The sequence below is a fragment of the Sphingomonas sp. genome (assembly GCF_035490575.1).
In the GTDB taxonomy this organism is placed as follows: domain Bacteria; phylum Pseudomonadota; class Alphaproteobacteria; order Sphingomonadales; family Sphingomonadaceae; genus Sphingomonas.
The window spans coordinates 1-24,882 of sequence record NZ_DATJLI010000150.1; the positions used below are offsets into that span (position 1 = coordinate 1).

Below are 24,882 nucleotides of genomic sequence, written 5' to 3' on the forward strand. Positions count from 1 at the left end.
CAGTTCACGCGGCGGCAGCGTGTCGAGCACCTCAGCGTCGATCAGCACCATCGACGGCTGGTGGAACGCACCGACCAGGTTCTTGCCCGCCGCCGTGGTGATCGCGGTCTTGCCGCCCACCGACGAATCGACTTGCGCCAGCAGGCTGGTCGGCACCTGCACAAATCGGCATCCGCGCTTGACGATCGCTGCGGCAAAGCCCGCCAGATCGCCGATCACGCCGCCGCCCAGCGCAATGATGTAATCCGAACGTTCAACGCCCAGCTCCAGCAGCCGGTCGACCACCATCGCCAGCTTGTCCCAGCTTTTCGACCCCTCCCCCGGCGGCACGATGATCGCTTCGCTGACGATTCCCGCCGCGCTCAACGCCGCCTGCAACCGCGCGAGTTGCGGGCGCAGATTGGCGTCGGTCACGATCGCCATCGGGCGTCCGCGCGACAACGGCGCCAGCACGTCGCCTGCCCGGTCGAGCAGCCCCGCTTGGATCAGGATGTCATAACCGCGCTCTGCCAGCGCCACGCGCACCGTCGTCATTTGCCGATCGCCTCCAATATGGCGTTCACCGTCACTTCGTGCGGCGCGTCGTAGCTGGTCACATGCACCGGGGCGAGCGCGTAATAGGGGTTTCGCGCCGCCGCCAGTTCGGACAGCACCGCCAGCGGGTCGCGCCCGCGAAGCAGCGGGCGGGTGTCGCGCCGCCGCACCCGTTCGGCCAGCACGCGCGGTTCGGCGTCCAGCCATACCGCCAGCGACTGTCCCAGGATCAAAGCGCGCGTCTCGTCATTGATGAACGCACCGCCGCCGGTCGCGATCACCTTTGGCCGCCCGTCGATCAGCCGGGCGATCACGCGGCGCTCACCGTCGCGGAAATAGGGTTCGCCGAATCGCTCGAAAATATCGGCGACGGTCATGCCCGCCGCTTCCTCGATCGCGTGGTCGGCATCGACGAACGGCAGGCCAAGGCGTGTGGCGAGACGGCGGCCGACCGTCGATTTGCCGACGCCCATCAACCCCACCAGAACGATGGGCCGGGTAATTGCATGGGGCAGTCGGGTTTCATGGGTTTGCAGCATTTGCGCGGGGGCTATACAGCGCCCCATGGCGTCGGGCAAAAGCCCCTCGACCGCTTTCCCCGAAAAGGAATGCCTGCACCGTGTCCCGTTCGCTCGTCATCCTGCTTATCGTCATCGTCGCCATCGTCGGCGGCCTGTTTTTCCTGTCGGGACAAGCGACCGAAAAGCCGCCGGTGACGGTCGAAAAGCCCGTCGCGCTCGAGAATCTGGCGAACTGACGGCGATGCGCGTTCGCTGGGCCGCCTCGCTCGGCGCGATCGCGCTTGCGCTGGGCGGCGTGGCGCTGGCCGCGCAGTCGCAGGATCGCGACGCGCCCGAATCGCTGCTGCCCGAGGGATTCGGCGACCCGGCGCCCGCGCAACCGCGTCCGCGCCCGGCACCCGCGCAGCCCGGCACGCCCGCCCCCGCGCCCCGGACGGGGGAGATCGTGCAGCCGCTGCCGACCGCGCCCGCCCCGTCACCCACGCCGACACCGACACCGACCCCCAGCGCGACCGCCACGCCGATGAGCGCGGCCGAGCTGCTCGCATATGACCTGCCCGATTATGCCCGGCGGTCAACGGCGCGTGTCGGCGCGATCGGGCTGGCCGATGGCGGCCTGCCCGCCGATGCGTTCGGCGCGGCGGACGGCCGCTATCTTCAAGGACTGATGCGCCGGCTCGACGCGCCGATCGCGTCGCGCTGGCTGTCGATCACGTTGCGGCGGATGCTGGTGTCACGCCTCGACACGCCACGCGGCGTGGGCGGCGCCGATTTCGCCGCCGAACGCGCCTGGCTGTTGCTCCGCATGGGCGAAGCGACGGCGGCGCGCGACGTGGTGAACGGGGTCGACACCGAAAACTTCACGCCCAAACTCGAACAGGTGGCGATGCAGGTCGCGCTCGCCAATGCCGATCCAGCGATGCTGTGCCCGCTGCAACCCTTTGCCATGGCACGCAGCCGCGAAACCGGCTGGCGGCTGGTCGAGGCGATGTGCGCGGGCCTGTCGGGGGAACCGACGCGCGCGGGGCGCCTGATCGACGCGGCGCGGCGGCAGCGCGCGGCGCGTGGCGTGGACCTGCTACTCGCCGAAAAGGTGCTGGGCGCCGGGGCGCAGGGGCGGCGCGCGGTAACGATCGAATGGGACGGCGTCGACCGTCTGTCGGCATGGCGCTGGGGCCTCGCCACCGCGACCGGCGTCGCGGTGCCCGACGAGTTGATGGATGAGTCAGGTCTGCAGGTTCGCGGCTGGGCGGCGCTGGCCCCCGCCGTCGCGCCCGTCGCGCGGTTGCGATACGCCGACTGGGCCGCCAGCCAAGGCGTGCTGTCGAACCTGGCCATGGTCGATCTGTGGAGCCAGATCGAGGACGCCGACGATCGCACCGCCACCGACGCCAGCATCGCCCGAGACCTACGCTCGGCATCTTCCTCCGCCGACATGGCCGAACGCGTGTCGCTGCTCAGCCGGATGTGGGACGACGCCGCCGACCCGCGCCAGCGGTTCGCACGGCAGGTGCTGGCCGCGCGCGCGGCGGCGGGCGTGCGCCCGTCGGCTGAACAGGCCGCGGCAGCCGGCGACCTGATCGCGTCGATGCTGACCGCGGGGCTGGACCGTCCCGCGGCGCGCTGGGCGCGCCATGTCGACGCCGGATCGCATGCCTGGGCACTGATCGCGCTTGCCGACCCGGACGCGCGCGGCATGGTCGGCGCGGGCGCCGTCAGCAATTATCGCGGCACGGCCGATGCGCGCCGCGCGCAGATGTTCATGGCGGGCATCGCCGGTTTGGGCCGGGTCGAGCCGAGCGACGTCCCCTCGCTGGCCCAGACGTTCGAGGTGCCGATCAACGCCGACAATGCCTGGGTCCGCGCGATTCGCGGCGCTGCCGGACGGCGGGAAGCCGCCACGGTCGTGCTGCTGGCGGCGATCGGGACGCAGTCCGCCGACTGGTCGGGCATCGCGCCGCAAACGCTGTTCCACATTGTCGCCGCGCTGAACGCGGTCGGGCTTGAGGGCGAAGCACGGATGATCGCGGCAGAGGCGGTCGCGCGGTCGTGACCCGCGCATGAGCGACGACACCGCGCTCATCGACCGGTTCCTTGAAATGATGGCCGCCGAACGCGGCGCGGCGCGCAACACGCTGGCGGCTTATGGCACCGATCTGCGGCTGGCATCGGACGCGCTGGGCAGCGGGCTGGTCGCGGCGGACGCAGCGGCGCTGGCGCGGCTGGCCGACGGCTGGGACGCGCTGTCCGCCGCCACCGTCGCGCGAAAGGCCGCGTCGCTGCGCCGCTTTTTCGGCTTTCTGGCGGATGAGGGGCTGCGGGCCGACGATCCGTCCGACGCACTGCCGCGCCCCGGCACCCGGCGTCCGTTGCCCAGGATCCTGTCGGCAATCGACATCGGCCGGCTGTTCGCCGCGATCGAGGATCGGCTCGCCCGCGTGCCGCCCGATCCGCTGGACCTGCGCCTGTCGGCGCTGGTCGAACTGCTCTACGGCTCCGGCCTGCGCGCGACCGAACTGGTGTCGCTCCCGCGCGGCGCGGTGCATCCCGACCGACCGTTCCTGATCCTGAAGGGCAAGGGCGAGCGTGAGCGGATGGTGCCGATCTCGGATCGGGCGCGTCTCGCGGTGGCGGCATGGCGCGCGCATGTGCCGCCCGAATCGGCGTGGCTGTTCCCGTCGGGGCGCAACCATCTGTCGCGCATTCGCCTGTATCAGTTGATGAAGGCGCTGGCGGGGGTGGCCGGTATCCCGCCCGATCGGGTCAGCCCGCACGTCCTGCGCCACGCATTCGCCACGCATCTGCTGGAAGGCGGCGCGGACCTGCGCGCGCTCCAGGCGATGCTGGGCCATGCCGACATCTCGACCACCGAAATCTATACCCATGTCGACAGCGCCCGTCTGGTCGAGATGGTCAATGCCCGCCACCCGCTGGGGGAAGCATTGGCAGGCCGGGGCGTTGACGTGTCCGCCCACGAAGCCTAACCGCGCGGGTCGCATGGCAAGTTTTCTGGATTTCGAAAAACCGATCGCCGAGCTTCAGGGCCGGATCGACGAACTTCGCGACACCGCCGCCGAGGGCGAGGTGGATATCGACGCGGAAGTCGCGCGCATTCAGGCCAAATCGGACAAGCTGCTGCGTGAGACCTATTCGCGCCTGACCCCTTGGCAGAAGACACAGGTCGCGCGCCATCCCGAACGGCCGCATTTCAAGCATTATGTCGCCGCCCTGATCGAGGATTTCATGGCCCTCGGCGGTGACCGCGCCTTCGCCGACGATGCCGCGATCATCGGCGGGCTGGGCCGGTTCCGGGGTCGGCGCGTGATGGTCATCGGCCATGAAAAGGGCGACGACACCGCCAGCCGGCTGCGCCACAATTTCGGCATGGGCAAGCCTGAGGGCTACCGCAAAGCAATTCGCCTGATGCAACTGGCCGACCGGTTCGGCCTGCCCGTCGTCACGTTGGTCGATACCTCCGGCGCGTTTCCCGGCGTGCAGGCCGAGGAACGCGGTCAGGCGGAAGCGATCGCCCGCGCGACCGAGGCGTGCCTGAACCTGCGCGTGCCGCTGGTCGCGTCGATCCTGGGCGAAGGCGGTTCGGGCGGCGCGGTGGCGCTGGCGGCGGGCAATACCGTGCTGATGATGGAGCACGCCGTCTACTCGGTGATCTCGCCCGAGGGTTGCGCGTCGATCCTGTGGCGCACCGCCGACAAGGCCGCCGACGCGGCCGAGGCGATGAAGGTCACGGCACAGGACCTGATGGGTCTGGGCGTCATCGACCGCGTGGTCCACGAACCGCTGGGCGGCGCGCACCGCGACCCCGCCGCCGCGATCCAGTCGCTGGGCGACGCGATCGAGGCTTCGCTGGCGGAGCTGGAAACCCAGCCGCCCGACGCGCTTCGCAAGGGCCGCCGCGCCAAGTTCCTGGCGATGGGCCGCGCTGCCTGAACCCCCGGCCCTTGGGCGGTGCTTGCATGGGCGGCACGCCCGCGCCACCTATCAGGCCATGACAAGGGTGACGGTCCTGTTCGATGGCGGATGCCCGCTGTGTCGGCGTGAGATCGCGCTGATGCAGCGGCTCGACCGGCGCGGGCGCATCGCCTTTCGCGACGTGAGCGACCCCGCCGCATCCTGTCCCGTCGACCGGCGCGCCGCGCTGGCGCGGTTCCATGCGATTGAAGGCGACCGCCTGTTGCACGGTGCGGCAGCCTTTGCCGCGATGTGGCGCGCCATCCCGCTGCTCAGCCCGCTGGGCCATGCGGCGCGCCTGCCGGGAATGCTGCGGTTGCTCGATACGCTCTACGACCATTTCCTGCGCGTGCGTCCGCGGTTGCAGCGGTGGCTGGCATGAGGCCCGATCCCGATCCGGTCGGTCCCGGACAGGAAAGCGTGTGGACTTACCCCCGCCCCGCGATTGCCGAGGCGACCACGCGGCACCTGGTCGTGCGCCATCGCGGCGTCACCATCGCCGACACGCGCGCTGCCGTCCGCACGCTGGAGACCGGTCACCCGCCCAGCTATTATTTCCCGCCCGCCGATGTCGCGATGGCGCTGCTGCGGCCGACCGCGCACCGCAGCCTGTGCGAATGGAAGGGGCAGGCCCGCTATTTCGACGTGCATGTCGGCGGAGAGACGATTGCGGAGGCGGCGTGGAGCTATGGCGATCCCACGCCTGGCTTTGCCAGCCTTCGTGGCCATGTCGCCTTCTACCCGCATCTGTTCGACACCTGTCTGGTCGATGGCGAGCGGGCACAAGCGCAGCCTGGCGGCTTCTACGGCGGGTGGGTGACGAGCGATCTGGCCGGCCCGTTCAAGGGCGGGCCGGGAAGCCGTTTCTGGTGACGGATGCGCCCGATCCCATCCCTGCTGCATCGCTGATCGTCCTGCGCGATACGGATACCGGACCTGAAGTGCTGATGGTCGAACGCGCATCGACATTGGCGTTCGCGGCAGGCGCGCTGGTGTTCCCCGGCGGACGCATCGACCCGGCGGACCACGCGCTGGCCGAACGCATGACCGGCGCGCGCGAAGATCTTGTCGCGCGCATCGCCGCGATACGCGAGACGATCGAGGAAGCCGGGCTGACGATCGGCATCGACCCGGCGCTTGCGGTGCACCGCGCCGCGCTGCTGGCGGGCGAGGCTGCCGACGCGCTGCTGCCGCCGGACGCCTTCGACCTCGACGCGCTGGTTCCCTTTGCCCGCTGGCTGCCGCTGGGCCTGTCGCATCGCATTTTCGATACGCGCTTCTACCTCGCCGTCGCACCCGACAGGGCGGCGGCCAGCCCCGATGGCGGGGAGAATGTTCGCGCTTTCTGGGCACGGCCCGCCGATGTGCTGGCAAGCGGTGCGCGCATCATCTTTCCGACGCAGCGCAATCTGGAACGACTGGCGATGCACGACAGCGTGGCCGGCGCGATGGCCGATGCCGCCGCGCGTCCGGCGCGGACGATCACGCCATGGGTCGAGAATCGCGATGGCTCGCCCCATTTATGCATTCCCGATGATCTTGGCTATCCGGTCACCGCCGAGCCGGTGGCAGAGGCGCAGCGGGGATGAGTGAGGTGCGCCGCATGGTCACCGCGCTGTTGGTCGCCGCAATCGTGCTGGCGGGCGTTTTCGCAATCTATGCCTGGGTCCGCAGCCGGCCACAGGACATGCCGTGGACCGAACTCGACCTGTCACGGCCTGTGGGCCTGTTCACCGGACGCAAGCTGACCGCGCTGACCCAGGATTTCGACAAGTGCCGCACGCTGCTGGAGGCGGCAGGCGTGCGCCATACGGTGCTGGCGCCGGTCGATGCGGGAGCGAGCTGCGGCTATCGCGACGCGGTGCGCTTTGCCAGCGGCGGCGCGCGGACCATCGACTTCCGCCCTGCGGCGCTCGGCGTGTCGTGCCCGGTCGCCGCCGGACTGGCGATGTGGGAATGGAACGTGGTCCAGCCCGCCGCCCTTCGCCATTTCGGGGAACGGGTGACGCGCATCGACCATCTGGGCAGCTATAATTGCCGGCGGCTATATGGGCGCGACAGCGGCGATTATTCCGAACATGCCACCGCCGATGCGGTCGACGTGGCGGGTTTCCGCCTGTCGGACGGCACGCGCATTTCGGTCCTCAACGACTGGAAGGAAGCCGACGACCCCGCGACCGCCGCGTTCCTGCGCGAAGTGCGCGACGGCGCGTGCGACCTGTTCTCCACCGTGCTCTCGCCCGATTACAACGCCGCCCATGCCGATCACTTCCACCTTGATCAGGCCGAACGCGGGGAGCGCGGGTGGCGTGCCTGCCGCTGACTATCGGCCCAGCAGGTGGTCGACAAACGCGCCCAGTGTCCTGAACGACTGAAGTTTCAGCCCAGCATCCTCCACCCCCTGCGCGCTCGGCAACAGCGCGCGCGCAAAGCCCAGCTTGCCCGCTTCCTTCAGCCGCAGACTGGCGTGCGCGACGGGCCGCACCTCGCCCGACAGCGCGACTTCGCCGAACGCGATGGCGTCGATGGGCACGGGGCGCTCGCTCATCGCCGACACCAAGGCCGCCGCGACCGCCATGTCGGCGGCTGGGTCGGACACGCGGTATCCGCCCGCAATGTTCAGATAGACCTCGGCCGTCGAGAAACTCAGCCCGCAGCGCGCCTCCAGCACCGCCAGGATCATCGCCAGCCGGCCCGAATCCCAGCCGACGACCGCGCGGCGCGGCGTGGCGCCACTCGCCAGCCGCACCGTCAGCGCCTGAACCTCGACCAGCACGGGCCGCGTCCCCTCCAGCGCGGGGAACACGACCGTGCCCGTCACCCCCTCGTCGCGCGAGGTCAGGAACAGGCTGGACGGATTGGCGATTTCCGACAGGCCCTGCGTCTCCATCGAGAACACGCCAATTTCGTCGGTGCCGCCAAAGCGGTTCTTGATCGCGCGCAGGATGCGATACTGGTGGCTGCGCTCCCCCTCGAACGCCAGCACGGTGTCGACCATATGCTCCATGACGCGCGGGCCAGCCAGGCTACCGTCCTTGGTCACATGCCCCACCAGCACGACGGCGGTGCCCCGTTCCTTGGCAAAGCGGATCAGCTCGCCCGCGCTGGCGCGCACCTGGCTGACGGTGCCGGGCGCCCCTTCGATCAGGTCGGAATGCATCGTCTGGATCGAATCGATGACCAGCAGGTCGGGCGGCGACGTCGTGCCGAAAGTGGTCAGGATGTCGCGCACCGACGTTGCCGCCGCCAGTTGCACTGGCGCCTGCCCCAGCCCCAGCCGCCGCGCGCGCAACCGCACCTGGTCGGCAGCTTCCTCGCCGGATACATAGGCGACCCGCTTGCCCGCCAGCGCCAGTTTCGCCGTCGCCTGCAACAGCAGCGTCGATTTGCCGATCCCCGGATCGCCGCCGATCAGCGTCGCCGACCCCTCGACAAAGCCGCCACCCAGCGCACGGTCCAGCTCCGCAATGCCCGTCGCCATGCGGTCGGGCAGCGCGACATCGGTGTTCAGCCCTGAAAGCAGGATCGCGCGGCCACCCGATTGCAGGTTATGCTTCGCCTGAAACGGCGTGGCCGCCGCCGATGCTTCCTCGACCAGCGTGTTCCAGTCGCCGCAATCGCCGCATTGCCCCGCCCATTGCGCCGTGACCGATCCACAGGCCTGACAGACATAGCGTTTGCGGGATTTTGCCATGCGCCCTAGCTTAGCGGGCGCGGAACGAAAAGTGAATATCAAGGATTGGGCGAAAGATCGATTTGCCGACAGGCATTGGCGCCGATATGGTCGCGAAACCCTCAGAGCGGCTGGCAGAAAGCGGTGGCTCGACATATCCGCACCTTTGGCGCGGTGCTGTCGACGGGCATCAATGCGGGGCAGGTGCGCGGGCCAGTGCAGATCACCTTTGCACGGTCGGTGGAACCGGTGCTGCCGCTGGAAATCTCGATCACCCGCATGGCCGCGACCAACGCGGCGGAAAAGGAAAAACGCGACGCCACCACGACCGAGGACGAGCGCACCGACAACCGCACCATGGGTCGCAAGCACATCATCCCTTACGGCCTGTATCGCGCGCATGGCTTCGTCTCGGCGCCGCTCGCCAGCCATTCGACCAAGGGAACGGGCTTTACCGAAGCCGATCTTGCGCTGTTATGGGAAGCGCTGGGCAATATGTTCGAACATGACCGTTCGGCCGCGCGCGGCGAAATGGCGACGCGCGCATTGATCGTGTTCGAGCATGAGGGCAAGCTTGGCAATGCCCATGCCGACGCGCTGTTCTCACGCGTCACCGCCAGCCGCAAGCGCCCCGACGCCGACGGCAGCGACCCCGCCAATCGTCACGCGATCGGCTCTAGTGAAATCGACAACTGGCCGCCCGCGCGCAGCTTTGACGATTATGCGATCGCCCTTGACGAAGACGCGCTGCCGCCGGGCGTGAAAGTCGTGCGGATGTGACGTCCGCGGCACCCGCACCTGCCGCGACGGACGAAGACGCGCTGGTGCCGATCTCGGCATTGCAGCATCAGTTATTTTGCCCGCGGCAGTGCGCGTTGATCCACCTCGAACAGCAATGGCTGGAGGACGGCGCCACTGCCGAGGGGCGCATCCTGCACGAGCGCGTCGACGGCGGCGGGCGGGATCAGCGCCGCGGCGCGCGCACCGTGCGGGGGCTGTCGCTTCGCAGCCTGGCGTTGGGCGTGACGGGCAAGGCGGATGCCGTCGAACTGCACGGTAGCGCGCCTGACTGGCGCCCCTATCCTATCGAATACAAGCGCGGCAAACCCAAGGCGCACCGCGCGGACGAGGTCCAGCTATGCGCGCAGGCGATCTGTCTGGAGGAAATGTTCGGATGCGCGGTGCCCGAAGGGGCGCTGTTCTATGGCGCCACGCATCGCCGCATGGCGGTCGCGATCGATGACGATCTGCGCGCGCTGACCGCGGCCACGGCCGATGCCGTGCGCGCGATGCTGGCGAGCGGCCGCACTCCGCCGCCCGTGGCGATGCCCGCCTGCGCGCGATGCTCGCTGGAACCGCTGTGCCAGCCCAAAGCGATCGAGGCGCGGCCACGCGTTTCAGCCTGGCTCGCGCGCCAGATCGCCGATTGAGCACGCACGATGCGCCGCCACCTCAACACCGTCTATGTCACCAGCGAGGATGCGTGGGTCCGCAAGGATGGCGCCAACATCGTCGTGGAAGTCGAGGGGGTCGAACGGGGCCGTGCGCCGATCCACATGATCGGCGGCATCATCTGCTTCACCCGCGTCGGCATGTCGCCCGCGCTGATGGCGGCGTGCGCCGAAACCGGCGTCGCAGTGTCGTTCCTGACCCCCAATGGCCGCTTCCAGGCACGGGTCGAAGGGCCGCGTTCGGGCAATGTGCTGTTGCGCCGGGCACAATATCGCGCGGCCGATGACGCCGCGATCGCGCTGCCGTTCGTGCGCGGCATCGTCGCGGCCAAGGCCGTCAACCAGCGCACCGTGATCCGCCGCGCGCTGCGCGATCATCGCGCCGGATCGTCGGCGACGGCAGTCGCGATGCTCGAAGAAACCGAGTTGAGGCTTGGCGATTCGGCCCGGCGGGCGGCACGGGAAACCGACATCGCCTCGCTGCGCGGGATCGAGGGAGAGGCGGCCGGCGCCTATTTCGCCGCGTTCGATCATCTGGTGCGGATCGAAGGGCCGGCCTTCCGCTTCGCCGGCCGTTCGCGCCGCCCCGCGCTCGACCGGATCAACGCGCTGCTCAATTTCCTCTATGCGATGCTCGGCCATGATTGCCGGTCGGCGCTGGAGAGCGTCGGTCTCGATCCACAGGTCGGGCTGTTCCATGCCGACCGTCCGGGCCGCGCCAGCCTGGCGCTCGACCTGATCGAGGAATTCCGGCCAGTGCTTGCCGACCGGCTGGCGCTCAGCCTCATTAACCGCGGGCAGTTGCGCGCGAACGATTTTATCGTCGAGGAAGCAGGGGCGGTGACGCTCAAGGACGATGCGCGCAAGGCCGTGCTGGTCGCGCTGACCGAGCGCAAGAAGGAGGAACTGCGCCACCCGTTCCTGAACGAAACCGTCACGATGGGGCTGTTGCCGCATCTTCAGGCACAATTGCTGGCCCGTCATCTGCGCGGAGACCTTGACGCCTATCCCCCTTTCATCTGGAAATGATGCGCGATGTTGATGCTGGTCACATATGACGTGAGCACCGAGACGGCGGCCGGGCGACGGCGGCTGCGCCGGGTGGCGCGCACCTGCCTCGACTTCGGGCAGCGCGTGCAGAATTCGGTGTTCGAATGTGAAGTCGACCCGTCACAATGGGCCATGTTACGCGCGGCGCTGCTCCAGGAAGTCGATCCGGCCGAAGACAGCCTTCGTTTCTACGCATTGGGCGCCAAAGGCCGCGCGCGCATAGAGCATGTCGGCGCGAAACGCGCACTCGATCTGACCGGATCGCTCGTGTTCTAACGTGCGCGCGAACCCCGATCGGTGGCGATCCCCTGTGCAGGTTCGCGCAACGACCAAATAATTGCGCGCCAACGCAATTTTTCACGGATACAGGGTTTGGACATTGCCGGATGCGGCCGATCGTGGGGCCTTCGCGCAACATTGGCAATTGCACCTTATTTCTCATTGTGTTGAAGCAACGCAGTCGCCCCCCACGCGGGGGCGCGGATCGAAACGCATCGGATTCGATCGCAACGCCCATCGCCTCGGGTCGCCCCCCACGCGGGGGCGCGGATCGAAACTTCGCCGGAATCGGCGTTTGGAGCCTCGCGGCCGTCGCCCCCCACGCGGGGGCGCGGATCGAAACGGCCGGTGTTGACGTGCAACTCCTCCCGCGCCAAGTCGCCCCCCACGCGGGGGCGCGGATCGAAACATGGGTGGGTCCTCGCTTGTGGCTGTGGGTGGCCGGTCGCCCCCACGCGGGGGCACGGATCGAAACGTCGATAGGGGCGCTAGGCCGTGGCGACCCATCCACGAAAGCTGAACGCAGCGTAGAATAGCGTGATTTCGCGAAAACCGGCCTGGCGGAGCAGCGCTTCCTCTCCGTCGGAGGACAGGATCGGCAGCCGCGACATCAGCATCTCGGCCGATGCGGACGCCTTGGCCAGATCCGGCGCAGACCGGTCGGCAAAGGCGACGGAGCGCGCAAGCCAGCGTCGCGGGTCGCTGCCATCGGGGCAGCTGTGATGCGCGATCACAAACGCAGCCCCGGGCTTGAGCCGGCGGCGGATGTCATGCAGCACTTCAAGGCGCTCCTCGCGATGCAGAAAATGGAGCGTGAGCAGACAGGTCGCGCCATCGAACGGACCTTGCGGAGCATCGGCGATATAGCCCTGGATCAGCGTGGCGGCGTTATCCAGCGGCCGCAGAACATCGCGGGCCAGATCGAGCATTTCCGCGGACGGATCGATGCCGACAAAGCGCCAGCCCGGTTGCGCTTCGGCCAGCGCCTTGATCTCCAGTCCGCCGCCTGCGCCATAGACCAGAATGTCGGCCACCGGCGGCGCGCGCTCTGCCAGCAGGAGCATGGTCATGCGATGGAGGTCGGCATAGCCGGGCACCCTGCGCGGCGTGTCCTCGGCATAGGTCGAGATGGCTGCTCGATCGGTAAACGGTCGCACGGTGTCCATGTCTCAACCGAACACGAGCGCACGATGCGCCGATGTGCCGGCGGTCACGCCATCGGCAACCGCCCAGCTGACGCTGTGCGGCATCCGGGCGATGTCTCCGGCGGCGTAGAGGCCCGGAATGGCGGTCATCTTGTCCGCATCGGTGCGGATGACGGGTCCGAGCGGCCCTTGCTCGATCTCTGCGCCAAGATCGTCCGCCAGCGGGCTGGTGAAGCAGGAGCGCGGCGCAATGTAGAGCGCGGCAATCGCGCTGTGCCGGCCATCGCCCAGTGCGAGCGCTGACAGCCCCAGGCCATCGCCGATCAATCCGGTGACGGGGGCCGGCTCCACCTTCACATCGCGCGCCGCAAGTGTAGCGGCATCCTCTTGGGCAAGTTCTGCGCCGTTGAGATACAACGTCGTTGGTCCCCACTCCGCGATCAGGCTGGCCTGATGCACCGACATGGGGGTTCGATAAAGGACGCCCAGCCGCTGGTCGCTGAACTCGATGCCGTGGCAATAGGGGCAGTGCAGCACCGTCTTCCCCCAGCGTTCCTGCAGGCCGGGAATGGCGGGCAGTTCATCTCGCAGGCCGAAGGCGAGGATGAGCTTGCGCGCCACCATCTCTTCGCCGCTGGCCAATGCGACCGCGAAGCCGTCTTCATGAATGCGCGCCGTGCTCGCCTCGGCTTCGGTCAGTTCGGCGGTGGGATAGGCCAGAAGCTGCTTGCGCGCGGTGGCCAGAATGTGGCGCGGGTCGCTGCCATCATGCCCGAGAAAGCCGTGCGACGCATCGGCGAAGCGGTTGCGCGGCTTGCCCGTATCGATGACCCGGACATTGCGGCGCGCGCGAGCCAGATAGGTCGCGGCGGCCAGCCCAGCAAAGCCGCCGCCAACAATGATGACATCATGCCTCATGCGCGTTCTCCAACGGGATGGCTCCACCCAGCCGGGCAAAGCGGGCGTGAAAATCGGCGCTCAATTGCGCCAGCGTGATTTCGCCGAAACGGCGAAGGAGAAGCGCTTCGGCATCGTCAAAGGCCTGGCCGAGTGCGGCGTTGACGGCCTGTTCGACCAGGCAGCCCGGCGCGTCGGTGCGATTGCCCATGGCAAGGATTTCCGGCGCGCCCAGCGCGTCATAGATGTCCCGCAGGGTGATGGTCGCGAGGTCGACAGCGATCGTCCAACCGCCGCCATGCCCTTTTTCAGACCGGACAAAGCCCTGATCGCGCAGGCCGGCCATGATGCGGCGGATCACGACAGGGTTCGTGTTCATGGCGCGCGCCAGGGTTTCGGATGTCTGTGGGCCGGCCTGTTCCGCCATGTGCAGCAGGACGTGCAGAACTCCGGACAGGCGGCTATCTCGTCTCATGTAACTCCATATGATGCGTGAAGCTCGCTGCGTCAAGGAGGTCCGCGAGGTGCCATTTGCTGCGACCCGCCGCCTGTGGGCCAGCGCCGTTGACATAGCGTTATATCATAACATACGAGGTTACGTGATTCAGGGAGATCAAGATCATGCGTGTCCGCAAAAATCATCGAAACACTGTGGCGCTTCTCGCAACCGCCTCTTTTATGGCCGTCGCGCCAATGCCTGCATGGGGGCAGGACGCCCCGGCCGAGCGAAAAGAGGGAAGCGAACGCGAGGAACGCAGCCGCGAGAGTTCCGGCGTCATTGTCGTTACGGGCCGATCGCTCGGCGCAGACGTCGCTGCGCCGCTACCGGTGCAGACCCTTGCGGGCGACGCGCTGGCACATCGCCGCCAGGGCGGGCTTGGTGAGACCCTGGCAGGTTTGCCGGGCGTGCATCTCGACAATTTCGGTGGCGGTGCATCGCGGCCGGTGATCCGCGGACAAACCCTGCCGCGCATCGAAATCCTGACCGATGGCGCCAATCTGTTCGACGTGTCCTCGATCTCGCCCGATCATGCGATCACCACGGATCCGCTGCTGCTCGACGCGATCGAGATCCAGCGCGGGCCAGCTGCTATCCGTTATGGCGGGAACGCGACCAATGGCGCGATCAACCTGATCGACAGCAAAGTGCCCCGCTCCGTGCCGGCAGGCGGGCTGACCGGCGCGACTGAAGTGCGCTATGGCACGGGCGACGAAGAGAAGACGCTCGTCGGCCGCGTCACCGCCGGCATTGGCCAGTTCGCGATCCACGCCGAAGGCGCGCGGCGCGATGCCGAAAATTACAATGTCCCCGGCGCCTATGGCGCGAACGAGCTGCGCGATTCCTTTGCCGAGAGCACCAGCTATGCCGTCGGCGGGTCGTGGATCACATCCAAGGGCTATATCGGTGCCGCCTATACCCGGATGGAAAGCGACTATGGGCTGCCCGGCCACAGCCACCTGAACGGCGTCTGCCACACTCATGGCCTCGACCTGCATTGCGCGGCGCATGGCGGGTTCGACGATCCGTTCGGCTCTCCCGACAGTCACACCGCCTATATCAAGCTACGCAGCGACCGCGTCGATGTCCGTGCGGATTATGATGATCTGCTGCCGGGCTTCTCCCACACGCGGCTACGCCTCTCCTACACGGACTATGCCCATGACGAGATCGACGGCGATCAGTTGTTCACCCGTTATACCAACGAGGTCTGGGACGGGCGTTTCGAGCTGACGCACAAGCCGATACTCGGCTTCACAGGGACGTTCGGCGTCCAATATACCGACGGCAGGTTCAGCGGCATCAATGTCGAGGACCTGCACGTCCCCTTTCCCGAAAACGCCTATGGGACCGTCCCGCCCTATTACCACCTCACCGAGAATGTCGGCGTCTTTCTGAGCGAGCGTCGCTCATTCGGGGCGGTCGATGTCGAAATCGCGGCGCGCAAGGACTGGCGCTCGGTTCGCGTGGCGGAGCCTGAATTCCGGATCGACGTCACGCCGCGTTATGAAGAACTGTTCGAAGGGTTCTACGGACCCGATTGGCGCGAAGTCATCCGGGCGGAATATGTCGACAGTTTCCTCGCCAGAAACCCGACAGCGAAACATGATCCGTTCTCGGCATCCTTTGGCGCCACTTGGAATATCGGGAACGGCTACGCAGCCGCGCTGTCGCTCGCCCATACCGAACGCGCGCCGAGCGTGCGCGAACTCTATGCCCGCGGAAACAATCTTGCGACCAACAGCTACGAACTGGGGCTGGCCGTGGGCAATCCCATCCTTGAAGATGCAGGGCTGTCGGCCGAGGACGTCCTGGAGGCCACCGATTCGATCAACCTGACCTTCCGCAAGACCGGCGGGCCGCTCGAGTTCGAAGTCGGCATCTTCTATCAGGATGTCGATGACTATATTTTCGCGCGCCTGATCGAGACCGAAACCGAAACCGGCGTTCCGCACAATTTCCTGATCTATACCGCGGCCGATGCGCGTTTCGCCGGCGTCGACGGCCAGGTCAGCTATCAATTCACGCCGCAATCGCGCGTGACGGTGTTCGGCGACTATGTGGATGCCGACCTCACAAACGAGAACGACAACCTGCCGCGCATCCCGCCAGGGCGGCTTGGCGCGCGTTATGAACATAGTTCAGGGCCGCTGTCGGGCGATGTGGAATATTACCACACCTTCGCACAGGATGATTTCGCGTCCTACGAAACGCGCACGCCGGCTTATGACATGCTCAACGCGACCCTCAGCTATCAGTTCGATCTTGGCCGCGAGCGCGCCGTGGAATTCTATATCCGCGGCACCAACCTGCTCAACGAGCTGGCGTTTGCCCATACCTCCTTCGTGAAGGACCAGTCGCCGCTGCGGGGACGCAGTATCGCATTCGGGATGCGCCATTCGTTCTGATGTCGGCAGACGGCGGGCGCCATGCCCGCCGTCGGTCTTTTGGGGATGACCGTTGGGCAGCCCCGCAACGGAAATCGTCACTGCCAGACTGGCGTCGCTCCGAAAGCCATGCTTTGCTGCCGACCATGGCCGAACCCACCCCGGAACAGATCGATCAGCTTTCGGTCGCCTTCGAACGCTTCACCCGCCGGTTCAAGGTGGCGGAAGCGGTAGCCGCCGCGGACAATGCGCTGAACGCGCTTGATGCACAGACATTGGTCTTCATCAGCGAAAATGCTGGCTGCAATGCGGGGGAAATCGCCCGTTACCTCGATGTCGCGCCCACGACCATGACATCGGCGCTCGACCGGCTGGTGCGAAAGGGCCTGATTGAACGCCGTCGACCGGAAGAAAATCGCCGCTCGGTCGCGCTCACGGCGACCGGCAAAGGTCTCCAGGCGGTCGAGGATCATAAGGCCGGTTATCGCAACGCGTGCGCCGCGATGCTGCGGGCGCTGGATACCGCCGAACAGGCACAGCTGATCCGACTGACGGAAAAAGTTACCAGAACGAACGTTGAATAATACGCTTTTCGTATTATCATGATTGATGTGGTCGGCACATTGCGCGCTGCCGGCTCTCGAACGGAGGCGCTCATGGCCATCTCGATCAACGGTTCCGCCTATTCGCCGCCCGAGGATCCCCGCGTCTCGCTGCTCGACCTGCTGCGTGAGCGGGAGGGCCTCACCGGCACCAAGCTCGGTTGCAACCAGGGCGCCTGCGGGGCGTGCACCGTGCTGCTCGACGGGGAACGGGTGCTGTCGTGCCTGACGCTGGCGGTGCAGGCAGACGGGCGCGAAGTGCTCACGGTCGAGGGGCTGGAGGGGCCGGACGGTGATCTCCACCCGCTACAGCAGGCCTTTATCGATCATGACGGTTTCCAATGCGGCTATTGCACGCCCGGCCAGCTTTGCTCGGCCATTGCATTGGTGCGGGAACTCCGGCGCGGCGATCCCAGCCATGTGACCGCCGATCTCGCCGGCGGCCCAAAAGGCCCGACGCGCGCGGAAATTCGCGAGCGGATGAGCGGCAATCTGTGCCGCTGCGGCGCGCATAACGGCATCGTCGAAGCGATCGAGGAAATGCTGGCGGGAGAAGCGGCATGACCCCCTTCGCCTATCGCAATGCGCTCGACCAGGCGGGGGCGCTGTCGCTCGGCACAGGCGGTGACGCACGCTTCCTTGGCGGGGGAACCAACCTTGTCGATCTGCTGCGGCATAATGTGGACAGCGCCGCCGAACTGGTCGATGTGAGCCGACTTCCCGGCGCGATCCGCGAAACCGGAAATGGCGGCCTGCTGATCGGCGCTTCGGTGAAGAACAGCGCGCTCGCCGCCCATCCGCTGGTCCGCGCCCGCTATCCCATGCTGTCGCGTGCGCTGCTGGCTGGCGCCTCGGCGCAGATCCGCAACATGGCGACGGTCGGCGGCAACATCATGCAGCGCACCCGCTGCGTCTATTTCTACGATGCCGACGGCGCGCGGTGCAACAAGCGGCAGCCCGGCAGCGGTTGCGACGCGATCGGCGGGTTCAACCGCTATCACGCGATTCTCGGCGCATCGGAGGATTGCGTCGCCACCCATCCATCGGACATGTGCGTTGCGTTGACCGCTCTCGACGCGATTGTGCACCTTGCCGGACCGGACGGCGAGCGCGCCGTGCCGCTTACCGAATTCCATCGTCTCCCCGGCACAGATCCGCATATCGAGACCGTGCTGCAGCCAGGCGAACTGATTACGGGGGTTGAGCTTTTGCCGGCCGACCCGGCAGCAGTAAACTCCGAATATCGCAAGGTCCGCGACCGTTCCAGCTACGCCTTTGCGCTGATCGCCGTCGCTGCCGGACTGGAAGTGGTGGACGGCAAGGTTGTTCAGGCGCGCATCGCCCTGGGCGGCGTCGCCGCCAAGCCGTGGCGCGCCACGCGCGCGGAAGCGGCGCTTCATGGCCGGCCCGCGACTCGCGAAAATTTCTTCGTCGCGGCGGCAGAGGAACTCGCCTCCGCACAGCCGCTGGACGGCAATGCATTCAAGGTCGGGCTGGCGCAGCGGACCATCGCCGCTGTCCTCGCCTCGCTCGCTGGAGACCGCGTATGAGCAAGCTGCAGAACGCCCTGGTTGGCGGGGTCCGCACCGTGCTGGGCCATGTGCCCGCAGCTTGGCTGCCCGGCGGCACGCCCGATCCGCTGAGCGAGAAGCGCGTGGCATTGGGCACCCAGCAGCCGCGCATAGACGGGCCGGAAAAGGTGCGCGGCGCGGCCCGCTTCGCCGCCGAAGTGCCGATGGAGAAGCTGCTCCACGCATCCTTCGTCCATTCCACGATTGCGCGTGGCACGATCGCCGAAATCGAAGTCGCCGCTGCCGAAGCGGCACCCGGCGTGGCGCTGGTGATGACCCATCGCAACGCACCCAAACTGACGGTACCGCCCCTGATGGGAATCACCAACCTCAAGGCAGCGGGCAACCACAGCCTGCCGGTGATGCAGGACGCCCAGATCCACTGGAACGGTCAGGTCGTGGCGGTGGTGTTGGCCGAAACCCGCGAACAGGCCGATCATGCGGCCACGCTGGTGCGTATCCGCTACGATGCGGTCCCATCGCGCACCCGTTTCGAAGCCGGCAAGACGCACGCAAGCACGCCGGAATCGGTCCTGGTCGAACGCAACCGCGTGGACAAGGGCAATGCCCGCAAGAAGCTGGCCGAGGCTGCATATTCTATCGACGCCACTTACAACACGCCCTGGCAGAACCATAATCCGATCGAACCCCACGCCACCACGATCGCCTGGCAGGCGGGAAAGCTGATCGTCCACGACGCGACGCAGATGCTGCACGCCACCGCAGGGTCACTGGCCAAGGTGTTCGGGCTGAAGGAAACCGACGTCTTTGTCAGCTCGCCTTTTGTCGGCGGCGGCTTTGGCGCCAAGGCGATGTGGGACCACCAGATCCTGGGCGTCGCGGCGGCGAAGCTGGCCGGGCGGCCGGTGCGCGTCCGGCTGTCGCGGGCGAGTATGCATCGCCTGATCGGCGGGCGGACGCAGACCGAACAGCGCGTGGCGCTGGGCGCCGATGCCGATGGCAAGCTCAAGGCGCTGCTGCACCACGGCTATGCCACCAAACCGCTGCACAGTGCCTGCGAAGAAGGGTTCAGCCTGACCGGCCGATCGCTCTATGCCAGCGAAAGCTTCGACATCGTGCAGCATTCCGTCGATCTTGATCTGCTGGCCAATTCCTTCATGCGCGGGCCGGGCGAGACGCCGGGCACCTTCGCCCTCGAATGCGCGATGGACGAACTGGCCCATGCGCTGAACATGGACCCGGTGGAACTGCGTCGCCGCAATGTCGCGCATTGCGATCCGATCAGCGGCGCACCGCATTCGCAGAGCGACATGATGGCCGCCTATGACATGGGCGCGCAGCGCATCGGCTGGGATCGGCGCGCACCTGAGCCGCGCAGCAGGGTCGACGGCGAATGGCTGATCGGCATGGGCTGCGCGACGGGCACTTTCCCCTTCACGCGGATGCCCGGCACCTCGGCGCGGATTACGATCGATGCCAGCGGACACGCGCATGTCGCCAGCGCCGCGCATGAAATGGGCATGGGCACGGCCACCGTCCAGCGCCAGCATGCGGCGGATCGCCTCGGCCTGCCGCTCGACCGCGTGTCCGTCACCATCGGCGATACGAGCCTGCCATTCGCCAGCTTCGCGGGCGGCTCGTCGCAGACCGCTTCGCTCGGCGCGGCAATCAGCGCGGCCAGCGACAAGCTGGCATCCCAGCTCCTGCGTCTGGCGGGCAACGACACGCCGCTGGCGGGCCTCAAACCCGACGACGTCGAGTTCGCCGATAGCGGCCTGCGGAAGATCGGCGAACCTTCCCGGCACGAAAGCTTCGCCTCGATCCTCGGCCGCGCGGGCCGTGCGGAACTGAGCGTCACCGGCGAAAGCGGGGCGCCGCTGGAAGTGCTAAAATATTCAATGCACAGCACCTCGGCCATCTTCTGCGAGCTGCGGGTAAGCGATGTGACCGGCGAAACCCGCGTCGACCGGCTGGTCGGCGCATTTGATTGCGGTCGCATCCTCAATACGCAGACCGCCGCCAGCCAGTTCAAGGGCGGCATGATTATGGGGCTGGGCATGGCGCTGAGCGAGGAAACGCTGCTCGATGAGCGCAATGGCCGCATCATGAGCACGTCGCTGGCCGAATATCATGTGCCGGTACATCTCGACGTGCCCGACATCGACGTGCTGTGGACTGATATCCCCGATCCGCGCACGCCGATGGGCGCGCGCGGGATTGGCGAAATCGGCACCACCGGCGTCGCAGCGGCAGTCGCCAACGCCGTGTTCAATGCCACCGGCATCCGGGTGCGCGACCTGCCGATCACGCTCGACAAACTTGGCTCACCACCCGCTGGATGACGTTCAGAAGGGGAGTGCCGTTCCATGCCCCGTGATTGCCATGGGATGTGCCAAAAGGCATATTGTGGAAATGACGAAGAACGGAAGCCATGACGCCTATATTGCTGCCGCACCGGAGCAATTTCGCGCCATGCTGCGTAACTTGCGCGCACAGCTGGCGCAGGCACTACCGGACGCCACGGAAGTCATCAAACACGATATGCCAGGATTTCAGATCGAAGGAGCCATCGTCGCGGGCTATGCCGCCTTTCGTAAACAATGCGGTCTTTATGTTGACCCAGGCGCCATCGCTGACCACGCCGACGAGATCGCCTCTTTGAAGCTCAAGGCAACCAAGACCGGCGTGACCTTCTCGGTAAACAAGCCGATCACCGATAAACTTGTCGGGAAATTGGCCGCTAGCTCGCGCCGAATAAAGGGACTTTAGCGACCCTTCTGGCAACCCTTCAGCCTGGATGGAATCTGGCTCGACCTAGCACTCTTCCGCTCCCCTCGCGGAGGCTGGTTGCGGGACAGTGCCGCTTCGGTGTCACCGACCGCCGGCGTCGAACAACCTGACCATCAGCGCCATATTCTCCTCGACCGTCGGCAATCCCTTGTCGGCGCGAAGCTGGCCTTGCGCTTCCAGGAGCACCAGGCCGTGCATGGTCGCGAGCAGCAGGCTGGCAAGGCTCCTGGTCGGCGCGTCGGGCAGCGCTTTGGCATTTTTGCATTCCTCGACCAGCGCCATGATCTGGGCCAGGCACGCCATGCTCCGGTCCTGCAACTCGGGATGCTCCCGCGCAAGCGTCGGCGCGCCGAAGACCAGCCGGTATCGCGCCGGCCGTTCGCGGCTGAACGCGATCAGCGCGCCGATGGCGGTGAGCAGCTTGTCCCGGGCAGTCCGGTTCGACCCTCCGATCCCAGCGAAGTTCGTCGTCAGCGCTGCAAAATCCGCCGCAGCGACTGCGGCCAGCAGGGCGTCGCGGTTTGCGAAATGCTTGTAGGGAGCATTGTGCGAAACGCCGGCGGCATTACCGACGGCACGCAGGGTGACAGCGTGTTCGCCGCCTTGATCCAGCAGGCCGGCCGCCGCCCGGATCAGCTTGTCACGGGTCATCATTGCAGGCGGCCCGGTTCCTGCTCCGGGCCAATGCCGGCCAATTCCCTGGAATCGCTCCACAGTTTCCGGGCCAGGCCCTCGTCATACGACATCACGGCCGAACGTCGCTCGCCAAGCGCGCCGTCCTTCCACTGGTAATAGCGGCCCGACCCGACATTCTCCGCAAGGGCCAGATCGGCAAGCGCCTGGCCGGACTGGATCAGCTCGCCAAGTGTGAGACCCATTCGCCGCATCAGCCATCGCACCGGGGGTGATCCGATGATCGCGCGCGCCGGTCCCGGCAGATCCCTGAGCAACCCGGTTTCGGCGATCGCGCCGGGATCATAGGCGATGGTGGAAATACGCAGACCCGCCGCTCTCAACCGCCGGTCAAGCTCATAGCTATGCAGCACGGTGCAAAGCTTCGACGTCGTATATCGGGTGCCGGCGGGAAGCGACTTGCCGCCGTTCAGCCCCATTCTTGCCAAAGCGAACGCGTCCGGCCTCACCGCGCGACCGATGAACTTGCCATCGGCGGTATCGGGATCATGGGTCCCGCTTGCGGTGAAAACCACGCGGCCGTCCGCTTCCAGGGTATCGAGCAACAACTGGACCAGCAGGAAATGGCCGAGATAATTGGTGGCGAAGGTCCGTTCATAGCCATCAGCGGTGTAAGTCGGCTCGCCGCGAAACGTCGCGCCGGCATTGCACAGGATCGCCTGCAATCGGCCGATCGAACCGCTGTCGACCATCTGGCGACACCGCGCTGCCGCCGCCCGAACCGAGCCGAGCGACGATACGTCCATTGCAACGGTGAAGATGCTGATATCCGAGCTTGACCGGATCGTCGATGCGGCCTCTTCAAGGCGATCGGGATTCCGACCGGCGAGAACGAGGTCGTATCCCAGCGCCGCCAGCCGCTTGGCGCATTGGAAGCCGATGCCGCCATGCCCACCGGTAATCAAGATCACGGCCATGCCCGAACCTCTGGTTGACGCCGTCAACTAGTTACGGGCACTGGTTGACGCAGTCAACCTTTCCGATTGCGGCTGATTACCTTGCGCTGGCGGACGGGGGCGAAGCGCCGTTGATCGATTGGGTTCGACCGAACCCGCCGGTATCGGCCCTCACGCCCCGCCGCCGGGCGTAGGTGTCGAGCGCGATCTGAAGACCGAACCACATGTAGAAGAACGACTGGAACGCCAGCGACAGGAACAGCGAGCCGACCAGATAGACGATCTGCGCCGATTGCAGCCCTCTGGCCAGATCGCGGATCCAGAGGTCCTCCGGGCCTGCGCGTGCAAAGCGGTGGCGCAGCATTTCCATGCGGACCAGCCCCGCGATGTTGAGCGCGATCCACAGGGCAAAGCCGGGAAAGCCCAGTTCGCCCAGCAGCTCGAAATAGCTCGAATGCCAGGCGCGCCCCTGATCGACGACTCGCGCGGTTCGCACCGTGCCATCGTCGCCGGCCTCACGTATCGTCACTTCGAACCGGTTCTGGTGATAGGCACCAAAGCCGCCACCCGCCGGATTCGCGCGCACGAAATCCCAAGTCCATTTCCAGATGACGATCCGGGTCGAGGCGGACTGGTCGCCCTGATAGCCCGAAATCGTGTCCATCCGTTGTGTAAAGGACTGCGGCAGGAATGGGATCGCGACCAGCCCCAGCGCCGCGATCGTCACGATATAGGCAACGCGCCTTTTGGTATCGCGCAGGCTGAGCAGGATCAGCACAGCCAGGCAGACCAGCCCCGTGCGCGCTTCCGTCCCGACGGGGATCAGGATGCACGCAAAGATCAGCGCATAGCCGAACGCGCGCACCAGCCCCTTTTGCTCGAAGATCGTCTGATGCTTCACTGCCCACAGGATCAGCGGGATCATCGCGATCGCGACGGTGGCGATGGTCGAGCCTTCATACATGCCGGCATTATTGTCGACGCCCAGGCTGAGCGTCCCGTATCCACCGCCCGAAAGCGCGGTTTTCAAGCCGCCGGTGACGATGATCCACCCCGCCGACAGTCCCATGAAGACGATCAGCGATTCCATCCGCAACCGCGTCCGCAGCGTGAACGGCAGGAAGATCGCGAACACCAGCGTCTTCCACACCCAGTCCCATTTCAGCGCCGCCTCAACCGGGAAATCGGCGTCTTTCATCGTCCATCCGGCCCATAGAAGCAGGGCGAGCATGATCGACTGGCGCACGCTCCACCGCATCCCGTCCTTGGCGTCGGCGATCAGCCAGGCCAGGAACGCCGCGGCGAAGAAGATCAGTGAAATTGGCACGCTGGACAGCAGATAATAGGACAGCCGCTGCGGCGAGACCAGATCGATATAGACATAGCCCAGCAACAGCAGAAACGGCCGCCGCATGCCCAGCACCAACATGCCGGCAAGGAAGATGACGAAGAACAGGTCGCGCATTGCGCCTACCCCCTAGGCGCAAAGGCGTTGCGGGGCCGTTAAGGTTGCACGCCGCGGCGAAAGCGCCGATACCAGCCGTCATGAAGCGCCTGTATGCCTTGTTCGCGCTCCTCCTGCTGGTCGCCGTCCAGCCCGCCCGCGCCCAGTCGATCCTGCGGGACGCCGAGACGGAGGCGTTGCTGAACGACGCGTCGCGCCCGATCATCGAAGCCGCCGGGCTGTCGCCGCGCAACGTGCGGATCGTGCTGATAAACGACAGTTCGATCAACGCCTTTGTCGCGGGGGGTCAGGCGGTCTATATTCATTCCGGCCTGATCGACGCCGCCGACAACATCAACGAGGTTCAGGGCGTGATCGCCCACGAACTTGGCCATGTCACCGGCGGGCACGTTCCGCTGTCAGGTCAGATGTTCAGCCAGGCGACGGGAATTTCGATCCTCAGCCTGGTACTGGGCGTGGCCGCGATGGCGGCGGGCGCAGGGGAAGCGGGCGCGGGCAT

The 24,882-nt window shown here is 66.6% G+C and carries 28 protein-coding genes and 1 CRISPR repeat array; of the genes, 19 read left to right on the forward strand and 9 right to left on the reverse strand.

What is annotated here, in order from left to right; genetic code table 11:
• Together VL973_RS11190 and VL973_RS11195 are read right to left on the reverse strand one after the other, a co-directional pair.
• A partial coding sequence (locus tag VL973_RS11190) for a 3-dehydroquinate synthase family protein (protein WP_325284101.1) occupies positions 1 to 534 on the reverse strand: 534 nt, incomplete at its 3' end.
• Complete coding sequence (locus VL973_RS11195) at positions 531 to 1,073, reverse strand: shikimate kinase (protein ID WP_325284102.1); 543 nt, start codon at positions 1,071 to 1,073, stop codon at positions 531 to 533. The genes VL973_RS11190 and VL973_RS11195, both read right to left, overlap by 4 nt.
• An 80-nt stretch (positions 1,074 to 1,153) precedes the next feature.
• Between VL973_RS11195 and VL973_RS11200 the strand changes: the two genes are divergently transcribed.
• From VL973_RS11200 to VL973_RS11235, 8 genes are read left to right on the forward strand one after another with little or no spacing between them, the layout of a single operon-like run.
• Positions 1,154 to 1,291 (forward strand): hypothetical protein, encoded by a 138-nt coding sequence (locus VL973_RS11200; RefSeq protein WP_325284103.1) that lies wholly within the window; start codon positions 1,154 to 1,156, stop codon positions 1,289 to 1,291.
• Positions 1,292 to 1,296: 5 nt separating this feature from the next.
• Positions 1,297 to 3,108, forward strand: a complete 1,812-nt coding sequence (locus tag VL973_RS11205) for a hypothetical protein (protein ID WP_325284104.1) — start codon at positions 1,297 to 1,299, stop codon at positions 3,106 to 3,108.
• Between the two features lie 7 nt (positions 3,109 to 3,115).
• The gene (locus VL973_RS11210) at positions 3,116 to 4,039 is read left to right on the forward strand and encodes a tyrosine-type recombinase/integrase (protein ID WP_325284105.1); all 924 of its coding nucleotides are present in this window, start codon (positions 3,116 to 3,118) and stop codon (positions 4,037 to 4,039) included.
• Between the two features lie 13 nt (positions 4,040 to 4,052).
• Positions 4,053 to 5,003, forward strand: a complete 951-nt coding sequence (locus VL973_RS11215; protein WP_325284106.1) for an acetyl-CoA carboxylase carboxyltransferase subunit alpha — start codon at positions 4,053 to 4,055, stop codon at positions 5,001 to 5,003.
• Positions 5,004 to 5,061: 58 nt separating this feature from the next.
• Positions 5,062 to 5,406 (forward strand): thiol-disulfide oxidoreductase DCC family protein, encoded by a 345-nt coding sequence (locus VL973_RS11220; protein WP_325284107.1) that lies wholly within the window; start codon positions 5,062 to 5,064, stop codon positions 5,404 to 5,406.
• Positions 5,403 to 5,897: a DUF427 domain-containing protein gene (locus tag VL973_RS11225; protein WP_325284108.1), complete on the forward strand. Its 495-nt coding sequence runs from the start codon at positions 5,403 to 5,405 to the stop codon at positions 5,895 to 5,897. The genes VL973_RS11220 and VL973_RS11225 overlap by 4 nt, the downstream gene beginning before the upstream one ends.
• Positions 5,891 to 6,613 (forward strand): NUDIX hydrolase, encoded by a 723-nt coding sequence (locus VL973_RS11230; RefSeq protein WP_414712238.1) that lies wholly within the window; start codon positions 5,891 to 5,893, stop codon positions 6,611 to 6,613. The genes VL973_RS11225 and VL973_RS11230 overlap by 7 nt, the downstream gene beginning before the upstream one ends.
• The gene (locus tag VL973_RS11235) at positions 6,610 to 7,347 is read left to right on the forward strand and encodes an extensin-like domain-containing protein (RefSeq protein WP_325284110.1); all 738 of its coding nucleotides are present in this window, start codon (positions 6,610 to 6,612) and stop codon (positions 7,345 to 7,347) included. Before VL973_RS11230 ends, VL973_RS11235 begins: the two co-directional genes overlap by 4 nt.
• On the opposite strand, the gene radA is transcribed toward VL973_RS11235, so the two are convergent.
• The gene (gene radA / locus VL973_RS11240; RefSeq protein ID WP_325284111.1) at positions 7,348 to 8,718 is read right to left on the reverse strand and encodes a DNA repair protein RadA; all 1,371 of its coding nucleotides are present in this window, start codon (positions 8,716 to 8,718) and stop codon (positions 7,348 to 7,350) included.
• Between the two features lie 123 nt (positions 8,719 to 8,841).
• Between radA and cas7c the strand changes: the two genes are divergently transcribed.
• Genes cas7c through cas2 form a run of 4 tightly spaced genes read left to right on the forward strand, consistent with a single transcriptional unit; the run spans position 8,842 to position 11,474 of the window.
• Positions 8,842 to 9,477 (forward strand): type I-C CRISPR-associated protein Cas7/Csd2, encoded by a 636-nt coding sequence (cas7c, locus tag VL973_RS11245; RefSeq protein WP_325284112.1) that lies wholly within the window; start codon positions 8,842 to 8,844, stop codon positions 9,475 to 9,477.
• Positions 9,474 to 10,127, forward strand: coding sequence for a CRISPR-associated protein Cas4 (gene cas4 / locus VL973_RS11250; protein ID WP_325284113.1), 654 nt, complete (start codon positions 9,474 to 9,476; stop codon positions 10,125 to 10,127). The genes cas7c and cas4 overlap by 4 nt, the downstream gene beginning before the upstream one ends.
• Positions 10,128 to 10,136: 9 nt before the next feature.
• A complete protein-coding gene (cas1c, locus tag VL973_RS11255) occupies positions 10,137 to 11,177 on the forward strand; it encodes a type I-C CRISPR-associated endonuclease Cas1c (RefSeq protein WP_325284114.1) in 1,041 nt (346 codons plus the stop codon).
• A gap of 6 nt (positions 11,178 to 11,183) precedes the next feature.
• Positions 11,184 to 11,474, forward strand: coding sequence for a CRISPR-associated endonuclease Cas2 (cas2, locus tag VL973_RS11260; RefSeq protein ID WP_325284115.1), 291 nt, complete (start codon positions 11,184 to 11,186; stop codon positions 11,472 to 11,474).
• 183 nt (positions 11,475 to 11,657) lie between these two features.
• Positions 11,658 to 11,952: direct repeats of the CRISPR family, unit length 32 nt; unit sequence GTCGCCCCCCACGCGGGGGCGCGGATCGAAAC.
• A gap of 13 nt (positions 11,953 to 11,965) precedes the next feature.
• On the opposite strand, the gene VL973_RS11265 is transcribed toward cas2, so the two are convergent.
• The 3 genes from VL973_RS11265 to VL973_RS11275 are packed head-to-tail and all read right to left on the reverse strand — an operon-like array spanning position 11,966 to position 13,994.
• On the reverse strand, positions 11,966 to 12,643 hold the full coding sequence (locus tag VL973_RS11265; protein WP_325284116.1) for a class I SAM-dependent methyltransferase: 678 nt from the start codon (positions 12,641 to 12,643) through the stop codon (positions 11,966 to 11,968).
• A 3-nt stretch (positions 12,644 to 12,646) separates the two neighbouring features.
• A complete protein-coding gene (locus tag VL973_RS11270) occupies positions 12,647 to 13,540 on the reverse strand; it encodes an NAD(P)/FAD-dependent oxidoreductase (RefSeq protein ID WP_325284117.1) in 894 nt (297 codons plus the stop codon).
• A complete protein-coding gene (locus tag VL973_RS11275) occupies positions 13,530 to 13,994 on the reverse strand; it encodes an Rrf2 family transcriptional regulator (protein WP_325284128.1) in 465 nt (154 codons plus the stop codon). The genes VL973_RS11270 and VL973_RS11275 overlap by 11 nt, the downstream gene beginning before the upstream one ends.
• A 353-nt stretch (positions 13,995 to 14,347) precedes the next feature.
• Here VL973_RS11275 and VL973_RS11280 point away from each other — a divergent pair, with 353 nt between their 5' ends.
• From VL973_RS11280 to VL973_RS11305, 6 genes are all read left to right on the forward strand, one after another.
• Entirely contained in the window at positions 14,348 to 16,426 is a 2,079-nt protein-coding gene (locus VL973_RS11280) for a TonB-dependent receptor domain-containing protein (RefSeq protein ID WP_325284118.1), read from the forward strand.
• Positions 16,427 to 16,551: 125 nt separating this feature from the next.
• Entirely contained in the window at positions 16,552 to 16,989 is a 438-nt protein-coding gene (locus VL973_RS11285; RefSeq protein ID WP_325284119.1) for a MarR family winged helix-turn-helix transcriptional regulator, read from the forward strand.
• Positions 16,990 to 17,061: 72 nt separating this feature from the next.
• Positions 17,062 to 17,571, forward strand: a complete 510-nt coding sequence (locus tag VL973_RS11290) for a (2Fe-2S)-binding protein (RefSeq protein ID WP_325284120.1) — start codon at positions 17,062 to 17,064, stop codon at positions 17,569 to 17,571.
• On the forward strand, positions 17,568 to 18,557 hold the full coding sequence (locus VL973_RS11295) for an FAD binding domain-containing protein (RefSeq protein ID WP_325284121.1): 990 nt from the start codon (positions 17,568 to 17,570) through the stop codon (positions 18,555 to 18,557). Before VL973_RS11290 ends, VL973_RS11295 begins: the two co-directional genes overlap by 4 nt.
• Positions 18,554 to 20,881: a xanthine dehydrogenase family protein molybdopterin-binding subunit gene (locus VL973_RS11300; protein WP_325284122.1), complete on the forward strand. Its 2,328-nt coding sequence runs from the start codon at positions 18,554 to 18,556 to the stop codon at positions 20,879 to 20,881. The genes VL973_RS11295 and VL973_RS11300 overlap by 4 nt, the downstream gene beginning before the upstream one ends.
• Before the next feature lie 70 nt (positions 20,882 to 20,951).
• A complete protein-coding gene (locus tag VL973_RS11305) occupies positions 20,952 to 21,308 on the forward strand; it encodes an iron chaperone (protein WP_325284123.1) in 357 nt (118 codons plus the stop codon).
• A 102-nt stretch (positions 21,309 to 21,410) separates the two neighbouring features.
• Here VL973_RS11305 and VL973_RS11310 read toward each other — a convergent pair whose 3' ends face one another.
• The 3 genes from VL973_RS11310 to VL973_RS11320 form a co-directional block, all read right to left on the reverse strand.
• Entirely contained in the window at positions 21,411 to 21,983 is a 573-nt protein-coding gene (locus VL973_RS11310) for a TetR/AcrR family transcriptional regulator (RefSeq protein WP_325284124.1), read from the reverse strand.
• Complete coding sequence (locus VL973_RS11315) at positions 21,980 to 22,939, reverse strand: SDR family NAD(P)-dependent oxidoreductase (RefSeq protein ID WP_325284125.1); 960 nt, start codon at positions 22,937 to 22,939, stop codon at positions 21,980 to 21,982. The genes VL973_RS11310 and VL973_RS11315 overlap by 4 nt, the downstream gene beginning before the upstream one ends.
• A 76-nt stretch (positions 22,940 to 23,015) precedes the next feature.
• Positions 23,016 to 24,383: a putative O-glycosylation ligase, exosortase A system-associated gene (locus VL973_RS11320; RefSeq protein WP_325284126.1), complete on the reverse strand. Its 1,368-nt coding sequence runs from the start codon at positions 24,381 to 24,383 to the stop codon at positions 23,016 to 23,018.
• An 80-nt stretch (positions 24,384 to 24,463) separates the two neighbouring features.
• Between VL973_RS11320 and VL973_RS11325 the strand changes: the two genes are divergently transcribed.
• On the forward strand, positions 24,464 to 24,882 hold a 419-nt coding region (locus tag VL973_RS11325), incomplete at its 3' end, for a M48 family metallopeptidase (protein WP_325284127.1).

Excerpts from the sequence above, each read along its gene's own strand:
- VL973_RS11195 (WP_325284102.1), bottom strand. The coding sequence starts at position 1,073 with ATGCTGCAAACCCATGAAACCCGACTGCCCCATGCAATTACCCGGCCC.
- VL973_RS11205 (WP_325284104.1), top strand. The coding sequence starts at position 1,297 with ATGCGCGTTCGCTGGGCCGCCTCGCTCGGCGCGATCGCGCTTGCGCTG.
- VL973_RS11210 (WP_325284105.1), top strand. The coding sequence starts at position 3,116 with ATGAGCGACGACACCGCGCTCATCGACCGGTTCCTTGAAATGATGGCC.
- VL973_RS11215 (WP_325284106.1), top strand. The coding sequence starts at position 4,053 with ATGGCAAGTTTTCTGGATTTCGAAAAACCGATCGCCGAGCTTCAGGGC.
- VL973_RS11220 (WP_325284107.1), top strand. The coding sequence starts at position 5,062 with ATGACAAGGGTGACGGTCCTGTTCGATGGCGGATGCCCGCTGTGTCGG.
- VL973_RS11225 (WP_325284108.1), top strand. The coding sequence starts at position 5,403 with ATGAGGCCCGATCCCGATCCGGTCGGTCCCGGACAGGAAAGCGTGTGG.
- VL973_RS11235 (WP_325284110.1), top strand. The coding sequence starts at position 6,610 with ATGAGTGAGGTGCGCCGCATGGTCACCGCGCTGTTGGTCGCCGCAATC.
- radA (WP_325284111.1), bottom strand. The coding sequence starts at position 8,718 with ATGGCAAAATCCCGCAAACGCTATGTCTGTCAGGCCTGTGGATCGGTC.
- cas1c (WP_325284114.1), top strand. The coding sequence starts at position 10,137 with ATGCGCCGCCACCTCAACACCGTCTATGTCACCAGCGAGGATGCGTGG.
- cas2 (WP_325284115.1), top strand. The coding sequence starts at position 11,184 with ATGTTGATGCTGGTCACATATGACGTGAGCACCGAGACGGCGGCCGGG.
- VL973_RS11265 (WP_325284116.1), bottom strand. The coding sequence starts at position 12,643 with ATGGACACCGTGCGACCGTTTACCGATCGAGCAGCCATCTCGACCTAT.
- VL973_RS11270 (WP_325284117.1), bottom strand. The coding sequence starts at position 13,540 with ATGAGGCATGATGTCATCATTGTTGGCGGCGGCTTTGCTGGGCTGGCC.
- VL973_RS11275 (WP_325284128.1), bottom strand. The coding sequence starts at position 13,994 with ATGAGACGAGATAGCCGCCTGTCCGGAGTTCTGCACGTCCTGCTGCAC.
- VL973_RS11285 (WP_325284119.1), top strand. The coding sequence starts at position 16,552 with ATGGCCGAACCCACCCCGGAACAGATCGATCAGCTTTCGGTCGCCTTC.
- VL973_RS11290 (WP_325284120.1), top strand. The coding sequence starts at position 17,062 with ATGGCCATCTCGATCAACGGTTCCGCCTATTCGCCGCCCGAGGATCCC.
- VL973_RS11295 (WP_325284121.1), top strand. The coding sequence starts at position 17,568 with ATGACCCCCTTCGCCTATCGCAATGCGCTCGACCAGGCGGGGGCGCTG.
- VL973_RS11300 (WP_325284122.1), top strand. The coding sequence starts at position 18,554 with ATGAGCAAGCTGCAGAACGCCCTGGTTGGCGGGGTCCGCACCGTGCTG.
- VL973_RS11305 (WP_325284123.1), top strand. The coding sequence starts at position 20,952 with ATGACGAAGAACGGAAGCCATGACGCCTATATTGCTGCCGCACCGGAG.
- VL973_RS11310 (WP_325284124.1), bottom strand. The coding sequence starts at position 21,983 with ATGATGACCCGTGACAAGCTGATCCGGGCGGCGGCCGGCCTGCTGGAT.
- VL973_RS11315 (WP_325284125.1), bottom strand. The coding sequence starts at position 22,939 with ATGGCCGTGATCTTGATTACCGGTGGGCATGGCGGCATCGGCTTCCAA.
- VL973_RS11320 (WP_325284126.1), bottom strand. The coding sequence starts at position 24,383 with ATGCGCGACCTGTTCTTCGTCATCTTCCTTGCCGGCATGTTGGTGCTG.